We start from the raw sequence: 25,959 nt of genomic DNA, 5'->3' as shown, positions 1-25,959 counted from the left end.
ACCTTTAGCGTTGGATGGCCGCACGGAAATCCTCATTCTTGAGGAAGAGCGAAGTGTTGTCCGCGCCCAGATGGGTCCATTTGAGGTTGAGGCCACCGTCCACCAATATCGTCTGGCCGGTGATGTAGCTCGACAGGTCGGACAGGAGGAAGGCGATGACACCGGCCTGCTCTTCCGGTTGGGCGCGCCGGCCCATGGCGATGGCCGCGCGGTCGCGTTCGACATCCTCGTCGATATAGGCGCCCGAACCCGGCGTGATCGTGGTGCCGGGGGCCACCGTGTTCACCCGGATATGGTCCAGCGCGAGTTCCGTCGCCAGCGTGCGCGTCGCCGCGACGACTGCGGCTTTCGCCGTCCCGTAGGCGATATGATAGGGCGCGCTGTTCATCCCGCTGATCGACGACACGCCGACGATCGCGCCCGGCAGGGAGCGCGCGCGCAGTTCGCGCGCCACGGCCTGGCTCATGAAGAACATCGTCTCCAGATTCTGTTCGAACAGCGCGCGCCAGTCCGCGCGGGTGACGCGCTCGGCCCGCATCCAGGTCTGCGGCGCCGCGCCGCCCGCCACATTGGCCAGCCCGTACAGTGTTCCGGGCGCCGCCAGCGCCGCCTCCATCACCTGCGCCACGCCTTCGTCGGTGCCGACGTCGGCGATCACCGGCACGATCGACAGACCGCCGGTGATCAGCGGCGCGATGTTTTCGTCGAATTTTCCCCGGGTGCGCCCCGCCGCGATCACCGTCGCCCCCGCCTCGGCCAGCATCCGTGCGGTAGCGGTGCCGATGCCGCCGCCCGCTGCGCCGGTGACGATGATCGTCCGTCCCGTAAAATCCATCAGCTGCTGCGCCATGCCCGATTCCTCTCCTTTTTGCCGCGCGAATCTAGCCCGATGCGGGAAGCGCGAAACAGCCCGTCGGGGAAAAGATCGCTCCCGCGCTAACAGCCCGGCTCGCATTGCAAATGAACAGTCCTGTTGATTAGTTGGGGCCAACAAGATCAGGAGTGGATATGAGCTGCAATCCCACGCGGACGCCGGCGGCCGACAGTTTCGACATGGCCGCACTGCGCGAGAAATATCGCGAGGAGCGCGACAAGCGGCTGCGCAGCGACGGGCAGGGCCAGTATCAGCCCACGACCGATGACCAGACGCACAGCTATGACGTCGATCCGCACATGGCCGTCGCGCCGCGCGACCCGATTTCGGAGGATCTGGATGTGCTGGTGCTGGGCGCGGGCTTTGCCGGGCTGCTCGCGGGCTATCATCTGACGCGGCAGGGCGTCACCGATTTCCGCAACATCGACCATGCGGGCGACTTTGGCGGGGTGTGGTACTGGAACCGCTATCCCGGCATCCAGTGCGACAATGACGCCTATTGCTATCTTCCGCTGCTGGAAGAGACCGGCTTCATGCCGTCGAAGAAATTTGCCGACGGCGCGGAAATTCAGGGCTATTGCCGCCATATAGCGGAACGGTTCGGCTTTGCCGACCGGGCGATCTTCCACACGCTCATCACCTCGCTCACCTGGGATGAGGCGATCCAGCGCTGGCGCGTGGGGACCAGCCGGGGCGACGAGTTCCGTGCCCGCTTCGTCATCATGGGTTGCGGCGTGCTCAACATGCCCAAGCTGCCGGGGATAGAGGGCATCGGCCGCTTCAAGGGCAAGATCTTTCACACGGCGCGCTGGGACTATGACTATACCGGCGGCAGCTACGCGCAGCCTGTGCTCGACCGGCTGGCGGACAAGCGCGTCGCGATCGTCGGCACCGGCGCCACCGCGATCCAGGCGGTGCCGCATCTGGCCCGCCACGCCAGGCACCTCTACGTCATCCAGCGCACGCCCTCGACCGTCGACGAGCGGCCCAACCCCCCCACCGATGCGGACTGGGCGGCCGCGCTCCAGCCTGGGTGGCAGGCGGAACGCATGGCGAATTTCCACCGCGCCGCCATGGAATTCTTCCTGCCCGGCGAACCGGACCTGATCTGCGACATCTGGACCGAGATCGCGCGCAACCTGGCGGCCGAGCTGCAGGCCGAAGGCTGGCCGCAGCTCAGCCCGGAAGAGTTCATGGCCCGGCGCGAAGTGGTCGATTATCGCGTGATGGAACGGCTGCGCGCGCGCGTCGATTCGCTGGTCGAGGACCAGGCGACTGCAGAGGCGCTCAAGCCCTGGTACCGTTATTTGTGCAAGCGGCCGCTGTCGAGCAACGACTATTACAGCGTCTTCAACCAGCCCAACGTCTCGCTGGTCGACGTGGCCGACTCGCGCGGGCTGGAGCGGATCACCGAAGCCGGATTCGTGTCGGACGGCGTCGAATATCCCGTCGACTGCATCATCTTCGCCAGCGGCTTCGAAGTCACGAGCGAGCTGAAGCGGCGCTGGGGCATAGACGTGGTCCGGGGTCGCAATGGCCTGTCCATCTACGATCACTGGGCCGACGGGCCGAAGACGCTGCACGGCACCATGACCCATGGTTTCCCCAACCAGTTCTACATCGGCTATATCCAGGGTGGCCTGAACGCCAGCGTCACCGAACAATTCGGGCGGCAGGCGGAGCATATCGCCCACATCATCCACGCGACGATGGCGAAAGGCGCGACGTCGGTCGAAACCACTCAGGCCGCGCAGGACGATTATGTCCGCCATTTCCATGAGGTCGAGATCGATATGTCGGCTTTCCAGATGGAATGTACGCCGAGCTATTTCACCAATGAAGGCCAGGTGAAGGCGCCCTGGGCGCTGTTCCGCAGCTATGGGCCGGGATGGACCGCCTTCCAGACGCTGCTGCGCGACTGGCGCGCGCAGGGTGACCTGGCCGGCATGGAATTGCGGTCATGATCGCCGGGGGGATGATGTCGTCGCGCCGCCCGCTTTCGCTTGGGCGCACAGGCGCGAACGCGATAGGTCGGCGGACCGGAGCGGGATGCGGGAGGATGGCATGAACAGGCCGACCAACATCGATGTCGAGGATCTGGCCAAGCCGCTGACCTATCCGGTCGAAGCCTTCCTGTCGAAGGACTATGCGCTCGCCGAGAAGGAGCAGCTCTGGCCCAAGGTCTGGCAGGTGGCCGCGCGTGTGGAGGAATTGCCGGAGGTCGGCGACTGGCTGACCTACGACATATGCGATGACTCCATCATCATCATCCGTGTCGCGCCGGATCGGCTGAAGGCTTTCCACAATGTCTGCCCGCATCGCGGCCGGCAACTGGTCAACGTGCCGGAGGATGTCCATTCGGTGCGCGGCAACAAGCGGCGCAACTTCATCTGCGGTTTCCACGGCTGGACCTTCGATATCGAGGGGAACAACAGCTACATCCTCGATCCGCAGGACTGGCAGGGCGCGCTGACGCCCGAATGCACGCGGCTGTCGGACGTGCGGGTCGACATATGGGGCGGGTGGATATGGGTCCATATGGACATGGACGCCGAGCCGCTGGCCGATTTCCTGGGCGATGCCGGCCGCATCCTGTCGCATTTCGAAATGGACAGGATGCGCTACAAATGGCGCAAATGGGTCGTCTATCCGTCGAACTGGAAGACCGCGCTCGAAGCCTTCATGGAACCCTATCATGTCGCGGGCACGCACAGCCAGTTGCTCGCCTATGGCGACTATTATGCCTATAGCGCGGCCTATGGCCTGCATGGGGTGAGTGGTTTCGACCAGCGCAATCCCGCCTTCCAGATGAGCCAGAGTTCGAGCGTCACCCGCGCGGGGAAGGGCGACGATCCACGCCGCTCCACCTATGAGCTGATCCGCGAAAATTACGAGACGCTGAACTATGCGGCCTCGACCGAGACGCTGGTCAACGCCGCCAGTCGCCTGGTCGATGAACTGCCCGAAGGGACGCCGGCCGGCGATGTGATCGCCCACTGGATGAAGTCGGCAAAGGCCGACGATGCCGCTCGCGGCGTCATCTGGCCCGAAATCCCCCCCGATGTGATGGCCGAGGCGGGGCTGGCCTGGCATATCTTCCCCAACATGTCGGTGTTGCAGGGGATCACCTTCGCGCTCTGTTACCGCGCCCGGCCCTATGGCGACGATCCGAACAAGTGCATCTTCGAATCCTACGCGATCGAGCGTTTCCCTGAAGGCCAGGAGCCGGCGACCGAATGGGACCATGCCGAGCCGACGGCGGAGGGATGGGGTTCGGTCCTCGCGCAGGACTTCTCCAACATGAAATGGGTGCAGAAGGGGATGAAGTCGCGCGGGTTCCGCGGGCCGCTGCCCAATCCGCACCAGGAACGCAAGATCACCAATTTCCACCGCAACCTCGCCGCGTACATGGGTACGGGCGCACCGAGGCTATTGAAATGAGCTATGACGATCCCAAGCCCGCCGTCGACGTGAACGCAACGGACAAGAAGGGCACGCCGGTCTACAAGCGGATGCTGGACCTGTTCGAGGCCGAAGGCATCAACACCCTGTTCGGCATTCCCGATCCGAACTTCGTCCATATGTTCCTGGAGGCCGAACGGCGCGGCTGGACGGTCGTCGCCCCCCATCATGAGGCCGCAGCCGGCTTCATGGCCGAAGCGGCATCGCGCATCACCGGCAAGCCGGCGGTCGCCATCGGCACGCTGGGGCCGGGCATCGCCAACATGGCGCCGGCGATCCAGTGCGCGCTGGTCGAACATTCGCCGGTCATCTTCCTGTCGGGCCAGCGTGCCCGCGTGACCGAACAGCGGGTCCGACGCGGCCGCATCCAGTTCGTCAAGCAGATGCCGTTGTTCGAGAACAGCGTGAAATATGCCGCCTCGATCGAATATGCCGACCAGACCGACGAAGTGGTCCGCGAAGGCATCCGCAAGGCGATGGGCGGCACCCCCGGCCCGGTCTATATCGAATATCCCAGCCATATCATCCTGGAGGAGCTGGACCTGCCGGCGCCGCTGCCGCCCGAGCGCTATCGCCTGGTCAATCAGGGCGCGGACATCGACCGGGTCAGGCAAGCCGCCGACCTGATCCGCGCGGCGAAGAACCCGATCCTGCTGTTGGGCCATGCGGTCCATACCACGCGATCGGGCGCGGTGGTCAAGCAACTGGCCGACCTCATGAACTGTCCCGTCATTCAGACCTCGGGCGGCACGAGCTACATCAAGGGGCTTGAGGATCGCACCTTCCAATATGTCTTCTCGAAGGCATCGATCGAAGCCGTCACCGAGTCGGACCTGGTGCTGGCGCTGGGTACCGAACTGGGCGAGCCGGTCCATTTCGGCAAGTGGCGCTACTGGCAGAAGAATGAAGCGATCCGCAAATGGGTCTATGTCGAACAGGATGCGTCGGCGATCGGCGTCAACCGCCCGATCGACGTGCCGCTGGTCGGCGACCTGCGCGGCGTCGTGCCGCAGCTTGTCGCCGCATTGAAGGACAGCCCGCGCGCGCCCGCGCCCGGCCTTGCCGCCTTCATGCGGGAAGGGCAGGCGGAGCTGGACGAACTCGCCGCGGAATCGCTGACCAAGAGCGACGGGACCGGCGACCTGCCGATCCACCCCGCCCGCCTGGCGGTGGAGGCGACGCAGGCCTTCCCCAGGGACGGCATATTGATCCGCGACGGCGGGGCGGGTGTCATCTTCCAGTGGACCTATTCGCAGTGCAAGCCGCATGACGTGATCTGGAACCAGAATTTCGGGCATATCGGCACCGGCATCCCCTATGCCACCGGCGCGATGCTGGCGGATCGGGCGGCGACGGGCGTCAGCCGGCCTGGCCTGCTGCTGACGTCGGACAGCAGCTTCATGTTCCACATTGCCGAACTGGAGGTGGCGGTGCGTACCAAGCTGCCGCTGGTCTGTGTGATCGGCGTTGACAACCAGTGGGGTCTGGAAGTGGGTGTCTACAAGCGCACCTTCGGCCAGGGAACGGAGGAAACCGGTACCCATTGGAGCAAGGATGTGCGCTTCGACAAGATCGGCGAGGGCTTTGGCTGCCACGGCGAATATGTGACCCGCGCGCAGGACATCAAGCCGGCGATCGAGCGCGCCTATGCCAGCGGCAAGGTGGGCGTTGTCCATGTCGTGATCGACCCCAAGGCGAATTCGGAAGAAATGCCCAAATATGCCGAATTCCGCACCTGGTATGCCGAAGGCACGCAGTAAGCGGCAAGCGATCCTCCCTCATGGCGGGAGGATCGAACGATGGAGAGACCCATGCGCGATCATCTGCAATTCTACATTGACGGCCAGTGGGTCGACCCGGTCGAACCCCGAACCGCCGAGGTCATCAACCCGGCAACCGAGCAAGTCGCCGGACATATCGCGCTGGGCTCCGTCGCGGACGTGGACAAGGCCGTCGCCGCGGCCCGTCGCGCTTTTCCCGTCTGGTCGGAAACGACGCGCGAGCAGCGGCTCGACCTGCTCCGCGCCATCCAGGCCGAATATCAGCGCCGCCTGCCCGACCTGGGCGCGGCGATCCGCGAGGAGATGGGCGCGCCTTCGGGCCTTGCCAATGGCTTCCATGTCGGCCTTGGCGCGGGCCATCTCCAGACCGCGATCGAACTGCTGGAGCATTTTCCGTTCGAGGAATTGCGCGGCGCCACGATGATCCGGCGCGAGCCGATCGGCGTCTGCGCGCTCATCACGCCGTGGAACTGGCCGATGAACCAGACTTGCGTGAAGGTTTTTCCTGCGCTCGCCACGGGGTGCACGATGATCCTCAAGCCGCCTCAGCTCGCCCCCTTCTCCGCCCAGATCCTTGCCGAAATCCTCGATGCGGCTGGCGTGCCGGCTGGCGTGTTCAACATGATCCAGGGGCAGGGCAGCGTCATCGGCACGGCCCTGTCCACGCATGAGGATGTGGACATGGTGTCCTTCACCGGTTCCGAACCCGTAGGCGTTCAGATCCAGAGGGATGCCGCCGCCACGGTCAAGCGCGTCGGCCTCGAACTGGGGGGCAAGAGCGCCTTCGTCATACTGGATGACGCCGCGCTGGCCGACAATGTCGCGGGCGCGACGGCGGGCATGATGGGCAATAGCGGCCAGACCTGCAGCGCCGGATCGCGCCTCCTCGTCCCCCGCGCGCGCCTTGACGAGGCGCTGGCGGCGGCGAAGGCGGCGGCGGACAGCGTCACGGTGGGCGACCCGGCGGGCGATGTCGCCATGGGTCCGGTGGTGTCGAAGAGCCAGTACAACATCATCCAGGACTATATCGCCAAGGGGCTGGAGGAAGGCGCGACCCTGATCGCCGGTGGCCCCGGTCGTCCCGACGGCATCGAGCGCGGCTGGTTCGTCCGCCCCACCTTATTCCTCGGCACCAACGACATGGTGATCGCGCGGGAGGAGATATTCGGTCCGGTGCTGGTCATTATTCCCTATGACGATATCGACGATGCGGTGGCCATCGCCAATGACAGTCCCTTCGGCCTGGCCGGCTATGTGAACGGCCTCGACACCGATCTGGTCCACGGAGTGGCGCGGCGGCTGCGCACCGGCTGGGTCAGCATGAATGGCGGTTTCGACTTCCACGCCCCCTTCGGCGGCTACAAGCGCAGCGGCAACGGGCGGGAATGGGGCGAGTTCGGCTTCCATGAATATCTCGAAGTCAAATCCATGCTTGGTTATGCCTGACCTCATGGGCCGCATCGCGCCGACCGGCATGGCGGCGGCCGAAGGCTGGACGCTGGAGCGCCTCACTCCACCCAGCCGCCTCTATGGCGCAAACGGCCTGGCGGTCGGCCCCGACGGCCGGCTGCATGTCGCGCAGGTCGGCGGCAGCCAGGTCAGTGCGATCGATGTCGACAGCGGAACGATCGACACGATCAGCCCGATGGGCGGCGCGATCGTCGCGCCCGACGATCTGGTGTTCGACGAGGCGGGCAATTGTTATCTGACCGAGATTACCGAGGGCCGCGTGTCGATGCTGACGCCCGGGGGTCAGGCGCGCGTGATCCATGGCGATATTCCGGTCGCCAACCCTATCACCTGGCATCAGGGCCGCCTGATCGCGGGCGAATGCCGCATGGGCGCGCGCATCCTGGAATTGGCGATCGACGGCGGCGCGCCGCGCGTTATCCTCGACGGCATCCCCATGGCCAATGCGTTCCAGGTCGGGCCCGACGGCAAGCTCTATGTGCCGGTCATGGGCGCGAACCAGATCTGGCGGGTCGATCTCGACAGCGGCGCGCATGAGGTCGTCGCCGGCGACCTGGGCGTCCCGGATTCGGTGAAGTTCGACAGCAAGGGTCGCATCGTCACCACGCAGGTCGCCAGCGGGCAGGTGCTGCGCATCGACCCGGTCAGCGGCGTGCGCGAGGTGCTGGCCGATCTTGGACCGGGTCTCGACAATGTGGCCTTCATCGGCGACCGCCTCTTCGTGTCCAGCATTCCAGGCGAAATCACCGAAATTCTCGCGCCGGGCAAGGTTCGGCCAGTGGTCGCGCGCGCGCTGCAATGGCCGCTCGGTCTGGCGATGGGCGCGGACGGGGCGCTGTTCGTGGCGGACGGCACGTTCGGCTATACGCTGGAGCCGGGTGGTGCGCCACAGCTTGCGGGTATGATCTTCCATCCCGGCTGCCCGGGCTATATGCGCGGGGTTGCGCCCGGCGCGCAGGCCGGCGAGTGGATCGTCACCACAGGTCTGGGCAGCGTTGCCCGCTACCGGCCGGGTGAGGGGGCGAGCGATTTCCTCAGCCATGGCCATGACCGGCTGATGGGCGTCGCCGTCGCGCCCGACGGCGCGGTGATCTTTGCTGAACAGGGCAGCGGTCGCGTGCTGCGCGCCGACAATGGATCGGTCGAGGCGATCGCGCAAGGACTGGACCAGCCGACGGGCGTGGCGATCGACGCCGACGGCGTGGTCCATGTTACCGAAGCAGGAGCCGGGCGCATCGTGCGGCTGTCGGGTGGCCGGGCCGAAACGCTGCTGGACGGGCTGGACCGGCCCGAAGGGCTGGCGATCAGCGGCGATCGTCTCGTCACGCTCGACAGCCGTGCGAAGGCGTTGGTAGCCTGTTCGCGGGCGGGTGAAGAGCGCGCACTGCTTGCCACCCATCTCCCGGTCGGCGCACCTCCGGGCGTCACGCCCAGATATCTCGGTCCGATCGGCGACATGGCGGGACCGATGATCAACTTTGCCGACGTGGCGGCGGGCACGGATGGGACACTGTATCTGTCGGGCGACGCCGAAGGCAGCGTGCTGGCGCTACGCGCCGCCTAGCTGGTCGGACAAGGTCCGCGCCGCCTCGACCAGCGACCGCTGCAGTTCGGCCAGCCCGCCACTGCGCGCGAGCGCCCCGCCGATCCCGATCGCCACGAGGGCGTGGACGGGTCGCCCCGCGCCCTTCCACACCGGGGCGGCGACCACGGTCACGCCCGCGATATAGTGTCCTTCATCCACGGCGAAGCCCTGCGCGCGCGTCTGGCGGACCTGCGCCATCCAGTCGTCGAAGCTGGGTGGGGCGTCCCACCGCAACTGGTGGAAGCGCGCCCGCAACTCTGTCTCGTCATGCTCGCCGAACGCCGCGATGCAGCGTCCGGTCGCGCTTATGAGAGCGGGAAAGCGGCTGCCGACCTGGGTGCTGAGCTGGAAGCCGCTGCCCGATTGCGCCATCGCGACAACGATCATGTGATCGAGGCCCACCGCCTGCACCCCCAGCATGGTGAGGCCGAAACGGTGCGCCAGCCGGTCGAGCAGCGGTTGGGCGAGATCGTTGAACGGGTCGCGCCGCAGCCAGTGGCGCGCCAGCGTCAGCACCCCTGCCTCCAGCGCGTAGCGTTTGGTGTCGGGATCGAAGGACACCAACTCCTCCTCCGCCAGCGCGCGCAGCACATAGAGGCAGGTGGATGGCACCAGCCCCAGTTCCTTGGCGATCGCCTGGACGCCCAGCGGCCGGTCGCTTCGCCCGAGCAGCCGCAGGATCGCGGCGGCCCGGGCTATGGCGGGCGCCTTGCTCTCCTTCACTGCGCGGGCGACCTTGCGGACGGTGGAAGGGGGGAGGGCAGGCTGGGTCATGCAGAGGCTCCATCGTCCGCGCGATGGACGATCATTCAAAATATAGAATATCATTCATCATTTACAACAATTGAGTCGTCGTGACATCCCCTTGGTCCAGGAAGGAGCGGCGGAACGCCGTTCACCAGGATTAATGGAACGGACGAGCCCATGGCGAAGCTGACCGACTATCGAAGCTATGCCGACGCGCAGGCGCACGCGAACTCGGCGGCGTTGTGGGAATTGTTCGACGGAGACCGCGAGCATCTGAATATCGCGTATGAATGTATCACCCGCCACGCCGACGGGTCGGGCCGGCCCGCCGTCCGCATCGCCCATGCCGTCAATGGAGACGATGGGGGCCGTGACGAGATTTTGAGCTTCGACATGATCTCGGCTGGCGCCGCGCGGTTCGCCCATTGGCTGGATGCCGAGGGCGTCCGGCCCGGCGACCGCATCGCCTTCATGCTCGAACCCTCGCTCCCTTTCTACGTCTGTCTGTTCGGTGCGATGCAGACAGGTGCGATCTCCGTGCCGCTTTTCACTCTGTTCGGGCCGGATGCGCTGCGCCTGCGAGTGGATGACTGCAAGCCGGCCATCCTCATCACCAATGCAGAAAAGGCCGATCTGGCGCGGAGCCTCGATGGGCCGCGGGTCGTCGTCGCGGATGAGGGGCTGCTGGACAAGATCGCCGCATTCCCCGCCAGCTACACCCCGAAGACGAAGGCGAATGACCTCGCCGTCTTTCAATATACGTCGGGGACTACGCGCGAATTGCCAGAAGCCGTCAGGCACAGCCACCGGACCTTGGTAACATTGATGTTCGCTGCGCTCTACGGCACCGGCATCCGTCCGGGCGACGCGTTTTTCTGTCCGTCGTCCCCGGCCTGGGGCCATGGCCTGTGGCATGGCACGCTCGCGCCGCTGGCGCTGGGCGTCACGACCGGGACTTTTGCCGGCCGCTTCGATCCGGTGCGGCTGATGAAGGCGCTGGACGATCATGGCATCACCAATATGTCAGCCGCCGCGACCCATTATCGCATGATGAAGAACAGCGGAAAGGCGGCCGATTATCGCTTCCATTTCGAGAAGCTGAGCTTCACCGGCGAGCCGATCGACCCGGCGACGCTGGAGTGGATCGACCGCTATTTCCAGGTGCCGGCCTGTTCCATGTATGGCACGACCGAAATCGGCGTCGTGCTGGTCAATTATCCCGGCGCCATCGATTTCGTCGTGAAGCCCGGATCGCTGGGCAAAGCGGTGCCGGGACAAAGGCTGGAAGTACAGCGGCCCGACGGCAGCGTGTGCGAACCCGGCGAGATCGGCGAACTGATGCTCTGGCGTGGCGGCGGCTGGATGACCACCAAGGATCGCGCCAGGACTGACGGCGATGGCTATTTCTACCATTGCGGCCGCGCCGACGACGTCATCATCTCCGCCGGCTGGACGATGAGCGCGGTCGAGATCGAGAATACGCTGCTCAAGCATGAGGCGGTGCTGGAATGCGCGGTCATCGGCGTGCCCGACGATCAGCGCGGGCAGGTGGTCAAGGCCTTCGTCATCGCCAATCGCAACGGCGACGACGGGCTGGTGAAGCAATTGCAGGACTTCACCCGCGAACGGCTCGCCCAGCATGAATTTCCGCGCGTCGTGGAGTTCGTCACCGAGCTGCCCAAGACGCCGGCAGGCAAGGTTCATCGCAAGATATTGCGCGATCGCGAGGCCGCGAAGGCGGCCCTACTCACCCATTAAGGACAGGAGAAGCAGCATGGCGACACTGGCGGACGCCCCGACCAACAAATTCCCCAAGATCACCGAGGAGGGGCTGGACGACCTGCGCAAGCGCATTGGCGTCAAGATCGAGAACACGGTCGAACCGTGGAATTATGAAGCGACGCGCGACGCGATCCGCCACTATGCCCATGGCATCGGCGACGACAATCCGCTGTGGTGCGACCCGGACTATGCGGCCAAGACCAGATATGGCTCGCTGGTCGCGCTGCCCAGCTTCCTGTTCACCACCAGCCGCATCATCTCCGGCTATTGCGGCGGCCTGTCGGGCGTCCACGCGATGTGGGCTGGCGCCGACTGGACCTGGCACAAGCCGGTGCTGCGCAATGACTCGATCCGCACCGAAGCCTATCTGAAGGATCTGGTCGAGCATCAGACCCGGTTTGCCGGACGGTCCTTCCAGCAGATCTATCATGTCGATTTCTTCAACCAGCAGGGCGACAAGGTCTGCGAAGCCGACAGCTGGGTGTTCCGCACCGACCGCGACGAGGCCCGCGAACGCGGCACCAAATATACCGAGGCGCGCGGCCGCGTAGAGCCGTTCACCGATGAACAGCTTGCCGAGATGTACAAGCTCTACGAGCAGGAAGACATCCGCGGCGCCACGCCCCGCTATTGGGAAGACGTCAATGTCGGCGACGAACTGCCGCGCATGATGAAGGGACCGATGACCGTCACCGGCTTCATCTGCTACGCCCAGGGTTGGGGCGGCCTCTATATCCGCGCCAACAAGCTCGCCTGGAAGATGCAGCAGAAGCATCCCGGCACGGGCATCAAGAACCGCTTCAACGTGCCCGACTGCCCGGAACGCGTCCATTGGGACGAAGCCTTCGCGCTGGAGGTGGGCGCGCCGGGCGCCTATGACTATGGTCCGGAACGCTGTTCCTGGCTGACCCACCAGATCACCAACTGGATCGGCGACGATGGCTTCCTGCACAAGGCCAAGTGCCAGATCCGTCGCCACAATCCCGATGGGGACGTGATCTTCATCGACGGCAGCGTGATCCGCAAGTTTGAGGAAAACGGCAAGAAATATGTCGAGATCCAGCAGCGCGCGGAAACGCATCGTGGTGAAGTCTCGGCCTTCGGCACGGCGATCGCGGAACTGCCGGGCAAGCCGCGCTGATCCGTTACAGGGGTGGAGAGAGGGGCGTCGCCGCAGCGATATGCGGCGACGCCCCTTCTGCGTCCGGCCTTCGTCGCTAGGATCGCAGGGAAGATGACGGAGAGGAGCCGACGGATGGAGGAGATGCGCTTTGACGGCCGGGTGGCGGTCATCACCGGGGCGGGGCGGGGGCTGGGGCGCGCCTATGCGTTGCTGCTCGCGGCGCGCGGCGCGGCGGTCATCGTCAACGATCCGGGCGTGTCGATGCAGGGGGAGGGGACGGACGCCGGACCTGCCCAGGCGGTCGTCGATGAAATCCGCGCAGCGGGTGGCAAGGCCGTCGCCTCCACCGCCAGCGTCGCGACGCCCGAAGGGGGGCAGGCGATCATCGACGCTGCGGTCGGGGCGTTCGGCCGGATCGACATCCTCATCCACAATGCCGGGATCGTCCGGCGCGGCGCTATCGCCGACCTGTCCCCTGCGGATTTCGAGACGGTGCTCGATGTCCATCTGCGCGGGGCCTTCCATGTGATGCGTGCGGCTTTCCCGCACATGATCGCGGCCAACTATGGCCGGATCATCCTTACCGGGTCGATCAACGGCCTCTACGGCAATGCCGGGGTGGTCAATTACAGCGTCGCCAAGTCGGGGATGATCGGCCTGTGCAATGTCGCCGCGCTCGAGGGCGCGCCGCACAATATTCGCAGCAACATCATCCTGCCCGGCGCCGTCACCCGCATGGCCGAGGGGCTGGACACCAGCGCCTATCCGCCGATGGAGCCGGAGCAGGTCGCGCCTGCCGTCGGCTATCTGGCACATGAGGATTGCGCGATCTCCGGGGAAATGCTCGTCGCCATGGCCGGTCGCGTGGCGCGGGCCTATGTGATGGAAAGCCAAGGCGTATATCGCCCCGACTGGAGCATCGAGCAGATCGCGGCTGACATGGACGCCATTCGCGCCACCGACGATGCGCTGCTCTTCCCGCCCGTGCCGGACGGGCATCTCGCCCATCTGCGCCACAGCTTCGCCATGGCGCGCGACGGCTGAACGGAGTGGGGAGGGGGCGACACGCCCCCTCGCGCCTCCTACCCCTTCACCGGAATCGCGAAGCGGTCGATATAATCCTCGAAATGCGCGTGGATGCCCGCGCGATCGAAGCCGTAATCCTCCAGCGCATAGCTGTGCTTGCCATGCTTGCCCTGGGGGTTGGCGCTCAGCGTCGCCTGCATCGCGGCTTCCGCCTCCGCCGTGAGGGGCGTGTCGAACCGCGCATAGAGCCGCCGCATCTCGCCGATCGGATCGGCCAGCTGCTGGTCATACTGGATGTCGTGGATCGCATCCCAGCCATGCGCCGCGCGATAGGCCAGCATCCGCTCGATCATCAGGTCGAAGGTGCGCAGCTGCGACCGGCCGACCTCGACCGGATCGACATCGTCGCTGAACATCTTGCGCACCTGATAGACCAGGCTGCACGCCGACGCGACGACATCGGCCGGATCGCGATGGGTCATCACCAGCTGCGCGTCGGGATAGATGGTGGTCAGGTCATTCAGGAACAGCGGGTGCCAGGGATTCTTCAGCGTCCACTGGCCGCCATTATTTTCCTGCAACAGCTGGAACAGCCGCTTTTGGTAGCGGAAGGCGGGCAGGTAGCTCGTCGAGAACAGCCAATTCTGGTAGCTCGGGATGTTGAGCACCGAGTCATAATATTGGGCGCAGAAGGACGGCGCCATCGAGAATTGGCACTCGGTCGGGCTGTCCGCATCCTCATGATGCATGGCCGAGATATGCGGTGCATATTTGAGCATCATGTCCAGCCGCGCCTGCTCCGCGACATAGCGCGGGTCGCTGCTCAGTGCGCCGGCTGCGGCTGGCGGGACCGTGTTGAACGCCTCCCAGCGCAGGAAGCTGCGCCGCGCCGGATCGGCATTGAGCAGGTTGATGGTCAGCGTCGTGCCTGTGCGCGGCAGGCCGAACACGAACAGGGGCTTTACGACCGGCGCGTCCAGCAGCGCGGGATGCTTCGCCAGATAATCTTCGACCTGAAGCCGATTGGCGAGCGTCGCCGTCAATTGCTGCGCCCAGCGCCCCTGCGCCGCCTCGGTCAGCTTCGCCTCCCGATTGATCGCGTCGACCAGGACGTTCAGCCCTTCCAGGATCGCATCGTCGCCCAGATCGGTCAGACCCGTCTGCTCGCGGGCGGCCGCGACGATCGCGTCCGCGTCCAGCCCGGCGGTGGTGGTTGTCATCATCCTTCTCCTTCTTGCATCTGGCTGGCCAGGCGCTTCTCGACCTCGGCGATTTCCGCCTTCAGCCACATGGTTTCCGACAGGTTGGTGCCGCCGCTCGCGGCCAGCAACTGCTCCAGCGCGGTCTTCTTGACGCCCAGCGCCATGTCATGATCGGGCGCGACATGCAGCGCGATGTCGAGCAGGTGCAGCGCTTCGAGCGGCCGCCGGCCCACAACATGGGCATGGGCGCGGGCGGCCAGTGCGCCCGCGCCGCCCGCCATTTCGGCAAGGTCGGCATCGACCGCCGATCGCGGCACGCCATAGAGCGCCGTGGTTCCGTCGGCATAATGGAACCAGCCGGCATTCTCCTCCCATATGGCGCGCACGACCCAGGCCGTCTTGCCGTGAAACTCGCCGATCCTCAGGTCGTCGGGCAGGGCGATGTCGCGCATCAGATCCTGCACGCTCCGTCCCGCATTCATGCCCGCGACGGTTTCGCGCTCCAGATAGCTGACCGCCGCGTGCATCCGGTCGAGGTCGGCGCGGATCGCATCGCGTCCCCGGATTGGATCGCCATGGCCGGTAATGACAAGGTCTGCGTCCAGCGCCCGCACCTGCTCCACCGACCGGAGATAGGCGCGCACGAGCCGGGGCCGGTCGCCGCGGATCGTCACCAGATTGGGCATGGCGCGCCAGACCGGGCCGAACAGGTTGCCGGTGAAGACGATCCCTTCGTCGGGCATCCACAGGAAGGCGGAGCACAGCGTCTCGCCGCCCGGCGTCTTGACCAGTTCGAAGCGTCGTCCGCCCTGGGTGAAGGCCAGGCCGGTCGCGACCTCGATGTCGGGGACGATGACCGGCGGCTTGGGCGGCGGCCCGTCGCGGCGCGTCATCGACGCCCATAATTTCCCCGACCGGCGGGCGAGGAAGGGCGCGAGCCGGTCGAAATAATCGGCCGTCTCGGTGAAGCCCGCGCCGGCAATCACCTGCGTCCCGTCCTCCCGCTGCTCGGGTAGCGCGCCATAATGGTCGGCATGGCTCTGGGTCAGGATGATGCGGCGCAGCGGGCCGGTGCGGTGCGGCGCGAACAGCCCCTTGTTGCGCGCACCATTGCCCAAAAAGCCGGTATTGACCAGCAGGTCGCCATCCTGCGTCGTCACTAGATAGGCGTTGGAAATATCCTTCACCATGAGGATACCGTCGGCGATCCGGACGGCTTCGTTCTGCCCGTCCCCGGACGTGACCAGCGCGCCGAGCGGCGTCTGTGGCCTGGTGTCGGCGGCCATGCTCATGCGCCCGCTCCGTCGAATTCGATGATCACCTTGGCCGATTGCGGCTGCGCGGCGATGCCCAGCCCCTCGATCACCCGGTCGAAAGGTAGCCGGTGGCTGATGAGCGCACCGATCTTGTCCTTCAGGCGTGGCATCGCCGCGATCACCTCGGGCATTTCGGTCGGATAGCCGACTGCCGTGGTAATCGTCATCTCGGTCGTCAGCATCGGCCCGGCGGGCAGTTCGACGGGCTTGAGGTAAGCCGCCGTGATGACATGGCGAGCATGGGTCTTGGCCAGCGTCACCACGTCATGCAGGATGGACGGCGCGCCGGCTGCGTCGATATAGGCGTCGGTCGACGCCTTTTCGCGCCCGAACACCATGACCGTGCCGTGAATCTCCTTGATCCGTGCGATTGCATCCTCCGCGCCGGGGTTGATCGTGTGGGCGCCCAGCGCGCGCGCGCGCTCCAGCCGCTCTTCGGCCAGGTCGAGCGCGATCACGTCGGTGCAGCCCCGGTCGACCGCCCACAGGATCATGCCCAGGCCAATCGGCCCGCAGCCGAAGATCACGATCCTGTCGCCGGCCTTGGCCTGCGCCCGGTTGACCCCGTGCATCGCCACTGCCAGCGGCTCGCACATCGCCGCCACGTCATAGGATATGCCCTCGGGGATCGGCAGCAGGCTGTCGCCCAGCCGCGCGTCGCGGACCAGCAGTTCCTCGGTGAAGGCGCCTTCCGGCCCGCCGCTGCCGACATAGCTCGGCGTCATCATCGGGTTGATGATGACGCTCTGGCCCACGGACACGCCCGAAACCTCGTCCCCCACGAACATCAGTTCACCTGCGCCCTCATGGCCCAGCGCGGTCTTCGTGCCGGGACGCGGGATGCCGCCTGCCTTGATGTAGCTCAGGTCGCTGCCGCAGATGCCGCAGGCCTTCATCTTCACGACCACATCCTTCGGCCCTGGTTCGGGACGCTGATAGGGGTCGAGCCGCACATCGTTCACGTCATGGATGGTGAGCAGGCGCATCATCGCTCTCCGCTTTTCAGAAGGCGTAGGGGGGATAGATCAGGCTGCCGCCGTCGATCACGATCGTGTCGCCGGTGTGGAAGCGGGACGCGTCGGAACAGAGATAGGCGCCGATCCCCTCGAAATCCTCGATCGCGCCCGGCCGGTGGATCGGCGTCTTGGCGGAAAAATGCGCGTCGACCGCGGCCATGCGCGCCTTCATCTCCTCGCTCATCCCCTGGTCGCCGCCGATGCCCGTCTTGACATAGCCGGGCGCGATGCTGTTCGCGCGGATCTCATATTTGCCCAGTTCCGCCGCCATGCCGCGCACGGCCGCGCCCATGCCCCCCTTGGACGCGGCATAATTGTTGATGCCGGGCATCCCGTGGAACATGGACAGGCTGCCGCAATAGACCAGGCTGCCGCCCGGTTCGCCGGCGTCGGCGCGCGCGACCATCGCCTTGGCGCCTTCGCGAAGGGTGAAGAAGGCGCCATGCAGGTTCACCGCCAGCAGGTCATGCCATTCGGCCGAATCCAGCGTCAGCACCGACCGGCTGCGCGAGGCGCGTCCCGAATTGGCGAAGACGCAGTCGATCCGCCCGAAATCGGCGAGCAACTGTGCATAGCCCGCGACGATCGCCGCTTCGGATGCCACATCGACCTGGTAGGTTTCGACGCGGCTCGCACCTGCCGCCAGCAGGTCTGCCTTGGCGACCTCATTCTTGTCCACGTTGCGTGCCCAGATGGCGATCTGCCCGCCCATTTTCGCGATCCCGCGCGCAAAGCCCAGCCCAATGCCGCCATTGCCGCCCGTCACCAGCGCAACCTTCTCCGAACAGTCGAAAAGACCCGTCACCACCGCTCTCCTTGCATAATCGCCGCCCGCTGGCGGTCGTTCGCTTGGCGCAGAGTGTCGGGGAGAGCGGGGCGGGTCGCAATTGACCTGACTGTAGCAATCGGGTCATAATCCACCGACAGGGCCAAGACCATGTCAGCCGGAGAGGGCGATGCCGCCATTGGAAACCTACGCCGACTCCACCTTCGAGGCGGAACTGGTCGTGTCCTCGGCGAAGGTGCGGATCATGCGCTTGCATCTCGCCCAGCCGACCGACCGGCTGTTCCGCCGCGCCGATCATTATTGGCTCGACCTGTGCCTGACGCCCCGCCCGGAAAAGGCGCGGGGCTGCTATCGCGAACGTTGGGGCCCGCATCGCTATGAACCGTTGGGGGAGATTTTCCTCGTGCCGCCGGGGGAAGGGATTCATATCCGCAGCGAATCGGGCGGACGACAGGCGTCGGTCGTGTGCGAAATTCCCGCCGTGACCATCGACCGCTGGCTCGACGGCGGCATCGAATGGACCGACCGACGGCTGGCGGCGGGGCTGGACATCGCGCATCCGCACATGCGCGCCTGCCTGTTGCGGCTGGCGGAAGAAGTGCGGCATCCGGGGCCGGGCGGCGACATGCTGGCGGAACTGATCGCGCAGCAACTGGCGATCGAGGTCGCCCGCTATTGCCAGGCGATCGCCGAGGGACCAATCACCGGGGGACTCGCCTCCTGGCGGCTGCGGCGGCTCGACGAGCGGCTGCACCAGCCCGGTCCGCCGCCGCCGCTGGAGGAACTGGCGGCGCTCTGCAACATGTCGGTGCGCCAGCTCACCCGCGGCTTCCGGGCTAGTCGCGGTTGTTCGATCGGCGACCATGTTGCGCAGATCCGCATCGACATGGCCAAGCGCCATCTGGGGACGGGCGAGAGCGTCAAGGAAATCGCCTTCGCGCTCGGCTTCGCGTCCCCGTCGAGCTTCGCTTACGCCTTTCGCCGCGCGACCGGCGCGACCCCGCGCCAGTTTCGCCAGCGCCGCCTGCCCAAGGCTGGCTGATGCGCGCTTTGGCCCGATATCGACGATAGGGCTGGCGATCGACAGATGGGATGGTTGGCGAGTGCCGTTTATCTGTCCATTTCGTTGTAAAGATAATCGGGAGAGGACGGACCATGATCGTGGGACGCCATTATCAGAATGCCTATGTCACGCGAAACGTCGACAAGGCGGTCGCTGAGTTCCGGGCTCGGGCCGACGTCCGCGCGCTGCACGAGATCGAGGTGCCGGTCCATGTCTGGACGCCGCAGGGCGAGGGGACGGGCGTTCAGAAGCTCGCCTTCGTCTGGGTCGAGGATCTCAACTATGAACTGATCGAGCCGAAGGGGGGCGACGTCCTCGCCATCTATCGCGATGCGTTGCCCGCTGATGACCGGCTGGCCTTCCACCATGTCTGCCATGTCGTCGATGACTGGGACGCGCTGATGACGCGGGTCGCGGAGCAGCCCTTCCCGATCGTGCTGAAGGGCGGGACGCCGGGCAAGCTGGAGTTCCTCTATCTCGATACGCGATCTTGGCTCGGCCATTATACCGAATATGTCTGGATGGAGCCGGATCGCTGGGCGGCGATGGGTGGACGATGAAGAGGAAGGGACAATAACGATGATCAGTCTTGCCCGCTTCGGCACCCGCGACCTGGATCGCGCCAAGACGTTCTACGATGGCATCGCCACTTTGCTGGGCGCCATGCGCGCCTTCGACCGGCCTGACGTTGTCGCCTATAAGACCGCCGACGGCGGAATGCTGCTGATCGGCAAGCCGTTCGAAGGGGAGGCGACCCCCGGCAACGGCAACCAGGTCGGCATCCAGGCGGCGAGCCGCGCGACCGTCGATGCGGTCCACGCAAAGGCGCTGGAACTGGGTGGTACCTGCGAGGGCAAGCCGGGCATCCGGGGCGATGACCCCGATGGCTTCTATGGCGCCTATTTTCGCGATCTGGACGGCAACAAGCTGGTCGTGTTCCGTTTCGGCCCGCCAGACTAGCGCCCGTCATCATCTGAATGTCGATCGGCGCTAAAGCAGGCTGCCGCCGTCCACGGCATAGACCTGTCCCGTGGTGAAGCCGGCCCGGTCGCTCGCCAGATACACCGCAAGCGTCGCTACCTCCTGCGCGGTCGCGACCGGCCGTCCCAGCACCGTCCGGCGCGCGCGCCGGACCATGTCATCGGGACTGGCACCGGCAAAGGCCTTGCGGAAAAACCCGTCGTCGGGATTGAAGCGGCTTCCCTTGCTGAAGGCGTCGGGGTCGGTCGAGATCGTGCCATAGGGGGCGACGCAATTGACGCGCACGCCATGCTGGCCGACTTCCTTGGCCAGCACTTTGGTAAAGCCATGGACCGCCGCCTTGGCCGCCGAATAGACCGGCAGCATATAATCCCCGACCAGACCGGCGGTGGACCCGATGTTGACGATCGCACCGCTTTTCCGCGCGATCATCGCAGGTAGCATGGCATGGGTCATGCGCAGCACCGTGCCCAGGTTGAGGTCGATGTCCCTGTTCCATGTAGCCGGGTCGGACTCTGCAAAGAAGCCGGCGCCCACATTGTTGACGAGCACCGCCACCGGCCCGATCGCTTCGGCCACTGCGGCGATCCGGGTCGCCGCATCGGGATCGGTCAGCTCCGCCGAAAGGAAATGGGCGGCGGTCGCCCCGCGCTCCCGGCATTGCGCGGTGACGCGGGCGCCGGCCGCGCCATCGCGCCCGACCGCGACGATGATCGCCCTTTCCGCTGCCAGTTCCAGCGCGATGGCTCGGCCGATATTCGCCGTTGCACCGGTGACGATCGCTACCTGTCCGGCAAGGCCAAGGTTCATCGCGTCCTCCCGGTCAATGATCCGCCGCCGCGCGCGTGATCCGCATCGCTTCCCGATGGAGGGCGTGCCGCTCCTCGTCGTCGCCCTGCACCTCGACCGCCTGCGCGACATGCGCCAGCGAGAGGCAGAGCAGCATGAGCCGTCGTTCTGCGGCATCATGCTCTGTGAGGGCTGTGTTGTCCAACCGATCCAGCGCTGCGCCGACAAGAGGGCTGGCGGCGTCGAAAAAGGTCTGACGTTCCTGGCGGGACGATGCCGTTCGGCGCGCCGCCCGTGCGGCCGCGCCGTCCACGGCCCAGCCGTCGACAAATGGTTCCAGGGCCTCGAAGCCGGCGGGCAGAAGGGCTCTCATGCCACTCCCTCCGCCCGCCAGGCTTCGACCGCGTCGCGAACGCCCTTATAAAGATGTCGGCACAGCGCTTCCTGGGTCTGAAAGTGGATATGCGTCAGCGCCCCGCTGGACAGGCCACGCTGGCCCGCCTCGATCACCGCGCGATCCTCCGCATGAATGTCCCGCGCCGTCGCCATCGCATGTTCACGGGCGAAGCGTTCGCTGGCGCTGCTGTCGTCGCCGACCCAGTAGATGCGGATCACACCGCGCGACCGTGTCGCCGACACCGGATAGACGACATGGGAAAAATGCTGTGCGGGGGTGCCGAGCAGGAAGAAATTGGGGAACAGCGCGAAATAGTCGCGGTCATGGTCGCCCCCCACCAGCGCCCGCGCCATGGCGGCGGCATAGCCCCGGCCGAAGCCGACGGCCTGCATCGGCTTCACCTGCGGCTGGGGATTGGACCAGATGGTCTGGGTCCGGTGCTGGCCATGAAAGCCGTAGCGCAGCGGATAGCCGAAGGGATTGTCGGGACTGAGCGTGGCCAGGCCGGTGCGCGGATGGATGAAGCGCAGATGATAATTTTCCTGGAAATTGTCGTAGGTCAGCTTCCAGTTGGCGTCGATGTCGTAGACATATTCGGAAAATTGCGTCGCCCTTGCGACCGGCAGCGCCTCCAGCCGTTCGGCCAGATCGCCCAGCCAGTCGCGCAGCGGCGGCGGGTCCGGCGCAAAGCTCACGAAGATCAGTCCGGCGCAGACCGCCAGTGCGACCTGTGGCAGGGTGCAATCGGCCTTGCTGACATGGAATTGCTCGAAGTCCGGTGCGGAAATCAGCGCGCCGTCGGTGCCGAAGGTCCAGCGATGATAGGGGCAGCTGAACGTCGCGGCCTTCCCCTGCGCCTCTTCCACCAACTGGGTGCCGCGATGTGTGCAGACATTATGAAAGGCGCGGATGACGCCATCGCGTGCCCGCACGATCAGCAGGGATGCCTTGGCGAACTCCAGGTCGCGACGCAGAAAGTTGCCGGCGGCCGGTAATTCGCAGATGTGGCCGATCTGGATCCAGTCCTTCAGGAATATCGCCTGACGCTCGGCGGCGTACCAGTCGGGATCATGATAGGGCGCCGCCGGGATGGGATCGGTGCCCAGGAAGGCGACCTCTTCATCCGCGACGCGCGCAAAGGCGGTTGCTGGCGCAGTCATGCAAATCCTCCCGCTGATTAATGCGGAGAGAATAGCCGATACGAATATAATTTCAACAGATGTGTAGAAATTATGGCCTTGCCAGATTGACGGCCGACAATAGTCTCTGCTGCTCGTTGCGAAAGCGGCGGATAATCTCCTCGTCCGACAGGTCGTGACGCACGGCGTTGCGGAAGACGCGCGGTCCGATCACGGCGCCCGTGATCAGCAAGGTGCAGAAGATTTCGGGATCGACGCCACTTTGGGCAGCCGTGCCCGCGACTCCTGCAACCAGTGAATCCCAATGGGGATAATTGTCCCTTATGTCGGTCCCGGTCAGGAAATCGGCGATCCACAGTTGGATCAGTGCGGGATGGTCCAGCACGAACCGGGTGATGTGATCGATTCGCTCTTCCTGTGAGTCCGCGCCGGTGAAGGCTGCGGCCAGTTGCTGCGCGGACCATGCGCGCACGGCCTTCAGCAGGTCTTCGCGTGCGCGGAAGTGATAATAGACGGTGGTCCGGTCGATTGCGGCCGCGCGCGCCAGCGCCGCGATCGACAGTCCGGCCATCCCGGTCTGCGAAATGAGCGTAACGGCCGTCTCGATCAGGCTCCTGTGCGTTTCCTCATAGGCGCGATTGCGCCGGCGGTGGGCAAGGGGCTGTTCCATCGCGACCTCATGCCTCAAAATCATCGGCCTTGCCACTTGCAGCGAAGACAATGTTGGTCGGGAATATTGTCCGTGCGATGGCGCGTGAAAGCGGTGGGAATATGAGGGGAATCGCGACGGCGATATATAGACACACCTGTTGGTTAAGGGCTTCGCACGGCAATTGGTTCGGGCATAACGGCACTCGCAAAGAAACAGAAACGACCGCGTTGCGCCGATAGCGAACGGAGGATTCGCTGCGGCGTCGATCAGGGGAGGAGAGACCAAGTGAAGCGCATGACCGCATATCACCTCATGGGCACGAGCATTGCCGCCCTGGCTGCTTCGGCATCGGCACTGGCGCAGGAGGCGCCGCAGGATGCGGGGTTCGATGCACCGACCATCATCGTTCAGGCCCGTCGCCGCGAGGAGGATGTGCAGGACGTGCCGGCCGTCATCAACGCAGTCACCGGCCAGTCGATCGGCAATCTCAATTTCCGCGAGTTCACCGAGGTGAAGTCGCTTGCTCCCGGTCTGGAATTGACCACCAACGCCAACGGCATCGGCGGTAACGCCCGTCTGCGCGGCGTTAATTTCGACGCCAATGCCAGTGGCAACAACGGCACCGTCGAATTTTATTTCAATGACGCCCCGATCTCCCCTGGCATCGTCCTGCAGCAGATGTACGACATCGGCCAGATCGAAGTGCAGCGCGGGCCGCAAGGCACGCTGCGTGGTCGCGCTTCTCCCTCCGGCTCGATCACCATCACGTCGCGCAAGCCCGATCTCAATCAGTTTGGCGGCTATGTCGACTGGACCGGAAACGACATCGGTACGCTGAATTTCAAGGGCGCGCTGAACCTGCCGATCATCGAAGGCGTGGCCGGTCTGCGCGTTTCGGGCGTGTGGGATGAAAATGAGGTTGACCGCATTCGGCCACTGACGCGCGGCGCGGGCGCGCCCGATCCGCATTCGCGCACCAAGAGCTTCCGCGTCGTGGGGGCGATCGAGCCAGCCGACTGGCTGAAGCTGGAGGGTACCTACCAATATCTCGATCGCGACGCACGGACTTACGATCAATCGATCTCGTTCAGCGAGGCGAATCCGAACGCGGCGCCCAGCCCCGTTCTGATCACCGCCAAGGACCGGCGTTCGATCCAGGAACAACCACGCATCATCAATCAGCGGATCGACCTTTTCAACTGGCGCGCCGAACTGGCGGCGGCCGGCCAGCGGCTGATCTACCAGGGTCAATGGTCGAAGCAGGATTTCCACTCCACTGAAAATATCGATCGCGGCAATTTCTTCATCGGACGTGACGTCAACCAGATCACCGACACGATCGCGAAGGCGACATCCCACGAAATCCGCCTGCAGAATGAAGAGCGGGTCGTCGGCATCTTCGACTATGTGATCGGCTTCTTCGACAACAAGCTGACGCCGCCTACCAGCCTCACCTCGCCGACGATCGTGCGTTTGCCGACGGCCTTCGGGGGTGGCATCGCATCCATCGTGCAGTCCGATATTCAGCGTACCGGCGGTGCGCACGAACAATCCTTCTTCGGCAACCTGACGGCGCATATCGGGGAAGCGACCGAAGTTTCCGGGGGCCTGCGTCAAATCAAATATGATTCGGAAAACTTCCTGTTCGTCAATGGCAACAGGATTGCGGCCGACAGCCAGAACCTCAAGAAGCTGATCTACAGCGCATCGGTGAAGCATAATTTCTCGCCGGACTTCCTGGTCTATGCTGCGACGGGCAGCTCGATGCGTCCGGGGATCAATGTCATTGGCGACTTCAACATCGCCAAGTCGGCGCTGGAAAACAGCTTCCTGAACCTGCCGCCGGAAACCTCCAAGTCCTACGAACTCGGCTTCAAGAGCACCTTGTGGGGTGGACGCGCGCGCTTCAACGTCACGGCCTATCACCAGAAGTACAAGAATTTCCCGTTCCGCGTGCCGAACAATGGCGTCTATTATGTCAACACCGTGGCGATCCGCAATGCGGCCGGCCAGGTGACCGGGACGGCGCAGCAGGTCAATTCGTTCAATTTCGTGGGTGCCGTGCCGGTCGAGGTGAACGGCATCGAAAGCGAACTGAACGTCGATGTGACCCGCAGCCTGAATGTTGGTCTGACTGCCAGCTATTCGCTGGGCAAGATCCAGAATGGCAATATTCCCTGCAACGACCTGAACGGCGATGGCGTGCCTGATCCGGTCGGCGCTGCGCCCACTCTGGCGCAGTTGCAGGCGGCGGTCGGCGCTGACAATATCTCCTCCTGCGCCGTGTCGCAGCGGGCGTCCTTCATGCCGCCCTTCACCGCGACTCTTCAGGGCGAATATCATACCGCCCTTTCCGGCAAGGTAGATGGCTTCGTGCGTGGCCTCGTCAATTACAACGGCAAGTCGCAGGGCGATCCCGCCAATAATTTCGACGATGTCGGCGCCTATGCGCTGGCCAATCTCTATGCTGGCATCCGCGATCCGGACGGCGGCTGGGAAATATCGCTGTTCGCCAAGAATCTGTTCGACACGACGAAGGTGCTGACGCGCACGACGCCGCTCTTCACCGCTTACCAGCAGATTACTGGCTTCACCGCGACCGGGGCGACGACCACGGCGGCGACGTTCACCAGCACCTATACTGGCGCTACGGTGACTCCGCCGCGTGAATTTGGCGTGAACCTCCGCTTCTTCTTCGGTTCGCGCTGAAGCAGGCGCGCCCTGGCATGAGCATTCGGCCGGGCGGCGCTCCACGTCGCCCGGACTT

At 65.0% G+C, this 25,959-nt stretch carries 22 protein-coding genes; 12 read left to right on the top strand and 10 right to left on the bottom strand.

Annotated features, from left to right (window positions below):
- Positions 1-4: 4 nt before the first annotated feature.
- Positions 5-850 (bottom strand): SDR family NAD(P)-dependent oxidoreductase, encoded by an 846-nt coding sequence (locus tag K3M67_RS18990; protein WP_285833014.1) that lies wholly within the window; start codon positions 848-850, stop codon positions 5-7.
- A gap of 158 nt (positions 851-1,008) precedes the next feature.
- On the opposite strand from K3M67_RS18990, the gene K3M67_RS18985 reads away from it, so the two are divergent.
- From K3M67_RS18985 to K3M67_RS18965, 5 genes are all read left to right on the top strand, one after another.
- A complete protein-coding gene (locus tag K3M67_RS18985) occupies positions 1,009-2,838 on the top strand; it encodes a flavin-containing monooxygenase (protein ID WP_066855091.1) in 1,830 nt (609 codons plus the stop codon).
- A gap of 100 nt (positions 2,839-2,938) precedes the next feature.
- Positions 2,939-4,315: an aromatic ring-hydroxylating oxygenase subunit alpha gene (locus K3M67_RS18980; protein WP_066855088.1), complete on the top strand. Its 1,377-nt coding sequence runs from the start codon at positions 2,939-2,941 to the stop codon at positions 4,313-4,315.
- On the top strand, positions 4,312-6,096 hold the full coding sequence (locus tag K3M67_RS18975) for a thiamine pyrophosphate-binding protein (protein ID WP_066855085.1): 1,785 nt from the start codon (positions 4,312-4,314) through the stop codon (positions 6,094-6,096). Before K3M67_RS18980 ends, K3M67_RS18975 begins: the two co-directional genes overlap by 4 nt.
- Positions 6,097-6,147: 51 nt before the next feature.
- Positions 6,148-7,563 (top strand): aldehyde dehydrogenase family protein, encoded by a 1,416-nt coding sequence (locus tag K3M67_RS18970; protein WP_066855083.1) that lies wholly within the window; start codon positions 6,148-6,150, stop codon positions 7,561-7,563.
- Positions 7,556-9,151 carry an NHL repeat-containing protein gene (locus K3M67_RS18965; protein ID WP_285833013.1) on the top strand — a complete coding sequence of 532 codons (1,596 nt, stop codon included), beginning with the start codon at positions 7,556-7,558 and terminating at the stop codon, positions 9,149-9,151. Before K3M67_RS18970 ends, K3M67_RS18965 begins: the two co-directional genes overlap by 8 nt.
- Here the strand turns inward: K3M67_RS18965 and K3M67_RS18960 are convergent.
- Complete coding sequence (locus K3M67_RS18960) at positions 9,137-9,946, bottom strand: IclR family transcriptional regulator (RefSeq protein WP_285833012.1); 810 nt, start codon at positions 9,944-9,946, stop codon at positions 9,137-9,139. The two genes, K3M67_RS18965 and K3M67_RS18960, sit on opposite strands and share 15 nt — an antisense overlap.
- Positions 9,947-10,096: 150 nt before the next feature.
- Between K3M67_RS18960 and K3M67_RS18955 the strand changes: the two genes are divergently transcribed.
- From K3M67_RS18955 to K3M67_RS18945, 3 genes are all read left to right on the top strand, one after another.
- A complete protein-coding gene (locus K3M67_RS18955; protein WP_066855075.1) occupies positions 10,097-11,677 on the top strand; it encodes an acetate--CoA ligase in 1,581 nt (526 codons plus the stop codon).
- A 16-nt stretch (positions 11,678-11,693) separates the two neighbouring features.
- Positions 11,694-12,842 (top strand): FAS1-like dehydratase domain-containing protein, encoded by a 1,149-nt coding sequence (locus K3M67_RS18950; RefSeq protein WP_066855073.1) that lies wholly within the window; start codon positions 11,694-11,696, stop codon positions 12,840-12,842.
- A gap of 114 nt (positions 12,843-12,956) precedes the next feature.
- Positions 12,957-13,868: an SDR family NAD(P)-dependent oxidoreductase gene (locus tag K3M67_RS18945; protein ID WP_285833011.1), complete on the top strand. Its 912-nt coding sequence runs from the start codon at positions 12,957-12,959 to the stop codon at positions 13,866-13,868.
- 38 nt (positions 13,869-13,906) lie between these two features.
- On the opposite strand, the gene K3M67_RS18940 is transcribed toward K3M67_RS18945, so the two are convergent.
- Genes K3M67_RS18940 through K3M67_RS18925 form a run of 4 tightly spaced genes read right to left on the bottom strand, consistent with a single transcriptional unit; the run spans position 13,907 to position 18,192 of the window.
- The gene (locus K3M67_RS18940; RefSeq protein ID WP_066855360.1) at positions 13,907-15,070 is read right to left on the bottom strand and encodes a sulfotransferase family protein; all 1,164 of its coding nucleotides are present in this window, start codon (positions 15,068-15,070) and stop codon (positions 13,907-13,909) included.
- A complete protein-coding gene (locus K3M67_RS18935; protein WP_066855068.1) occupies positions 15,070-16,344 on the bottom strand; it encodes an MBL fold metallo-hydrolase in 1,275 nt (424 codons plus the stop codon). Before K3M67_RS18935 ends, K3M67_RS18940 begins: the two co-directional genes overlap by 1 nt.
- Complete coding sequence (locus tag K3M67_RS18930; RefSeq protein WP_353051194.1) at positions 16,341-17,354, bottom strand: zinc-dependent alcohol dehydrogenase; 1,014 nt, start codon at positions 17,352-17,354, stop codon at positions 16,341-16,343. Before K3M67_RS18930 ends, K3M67_RS18935 begins: the two co-directional genes overlap by 4 nt.
- Positions 17,355-17,370: 16 nt before the next feature.
- On the bottom strand, positions 17,371-18,192 hold the full coding sequence (locus K3M67_RS18925) for an SDR family NAD(P)-dependent oxidoreductase (protein WP_285833009.1): 822 nt from the start codon (positions 18,190-18,192) through the stop codon (positions 17,371-17,373).
- A 148-nt stretch (positions 18,193-18,340) separates the two neighbouring features.
- Here K3M67_RS18925 and K3M67_RS18920 point away from each other — a divergent pair, with 148 nt between their 5' ends.
- The 3 genes from K3M67_RS18920 (at position 18,341) to K3M67_RS18910 (ending at position 20,194) form a co-directional block, all read left to right on the top strand.
- Positions 18,341-19,213, top strand: coding sequence for a helix-turn-helix transcriptional regulator (locus K3M67_RS18920; RefSeq protein WP_066855063.1), 873 nt, complete (start codon positions 18,341-18,343; stop codon positions 19,211-19,213).
- A gap of 113 nt (positions 19,214-19,326) precedes the next feature.
- On the top strand, positions 19,327-19,794 hold the full coding sequence (locus K3M67_RS18915) for a VOC family protein (protein ID WP_066855060.1): 468 nt from the start codon (positions 19,327-19,329) through the stop codon (positions 19,792-19,794).
- Between the two features lie 19 nt (positions 19,795-19,813).
- Entirely contained in the window at positions 19,814-20,194 is a 381-nt protein-coding gene (locus K3M67_RS18910; protein ID WP_066855057.1) for a VOC family protein, read from the top strand.
- A 30-nt stretch (positions 20,195-20,224) separates the two neighbouring features.
- Here K3M67_RS18910 and K3M67_RS18905 read toward each other — a convergent pair whose 3' ends face one another.
- From K3M67_RS18905 to K3M67_RS18890, 4 genes are all read right to left on the bottom strand, one after another.
- Complete coding sequence (locus K3M67_RS18905) at positions 20,225-21,025, bottom strand: SDR family NAD(P)-dependent oxidoreductase (protein ID WP_285833008.1); 801 nt, start codon at positions 21,023-21,025, stop codon at positions 20,225-20,227.
- A gap of 13 nt (positions 21,026-21,038) precedes the next feature.
- Complete coding sequence (locus K3M67_RS18900; protein ID WP_066855051.1) at positions 21,039-21,377, bottom strand: hypothetical protein; 339 nt, start codon at positions 21,375-21,377, stop codon at positions 21,039-21,041.
- Positions 21,374-22,561 (bottom strand): aromatic ring-hydroxylating oxygenase subunit alpha, encoded by a 1,188-nt coding sequence (locus tag K3M67_RS18895; RefSeq protein WP_285833007.1) that lies wholly within the window; start codon positions 22,559-22,561, stop codon positions 21,374-21,376. Before K3M67_RS18895 ends, K3M67_RS18900 begins: the two co-directional genes overlap by 4 nt.
- Positions 22,562-22,631: 70 nt before the next feature.
- Positions 22,632-23,210, bottom strand: coding sequence for a TetR/AcrR family transcriptional regulator (locus K3M67_RS18890; protein ID WP_285833006.1), 579 nt, complete (start codon positions 23,208-23,210; stop codon positions 22,632-22,634).
- 267 nt (positions 23,211-23,477) lie between these two features.
- Here K3M67_RS18890 and K3M67_RS18885 point away from each other — a divergent pair, with 267 nt between their 5' ends.
- Entirely contained in the window at positions 23,478-25,901 is a 2,424-nt protein-coding gene (locus K3M67_RS18885) for a TonB-dependent receptor (protein ID WP_066855042.1), read from the top strand.
- Positions 25,902-25,959: the final 58 nt, after the last annotated feature.

The organism is Sphingobium sp. V4, assembly GCF_029590555.1.
Lineage (GTDB): Bacteria > Pseudomonadota > Alphaproteobacteria > Sphingomonadales > Sphingomonadaceae > Sphingobium.
Note: the sequence above shows the minus strand (reverse complement) of the source record. Positions and strands in the feature narration are given on the sequence as shown.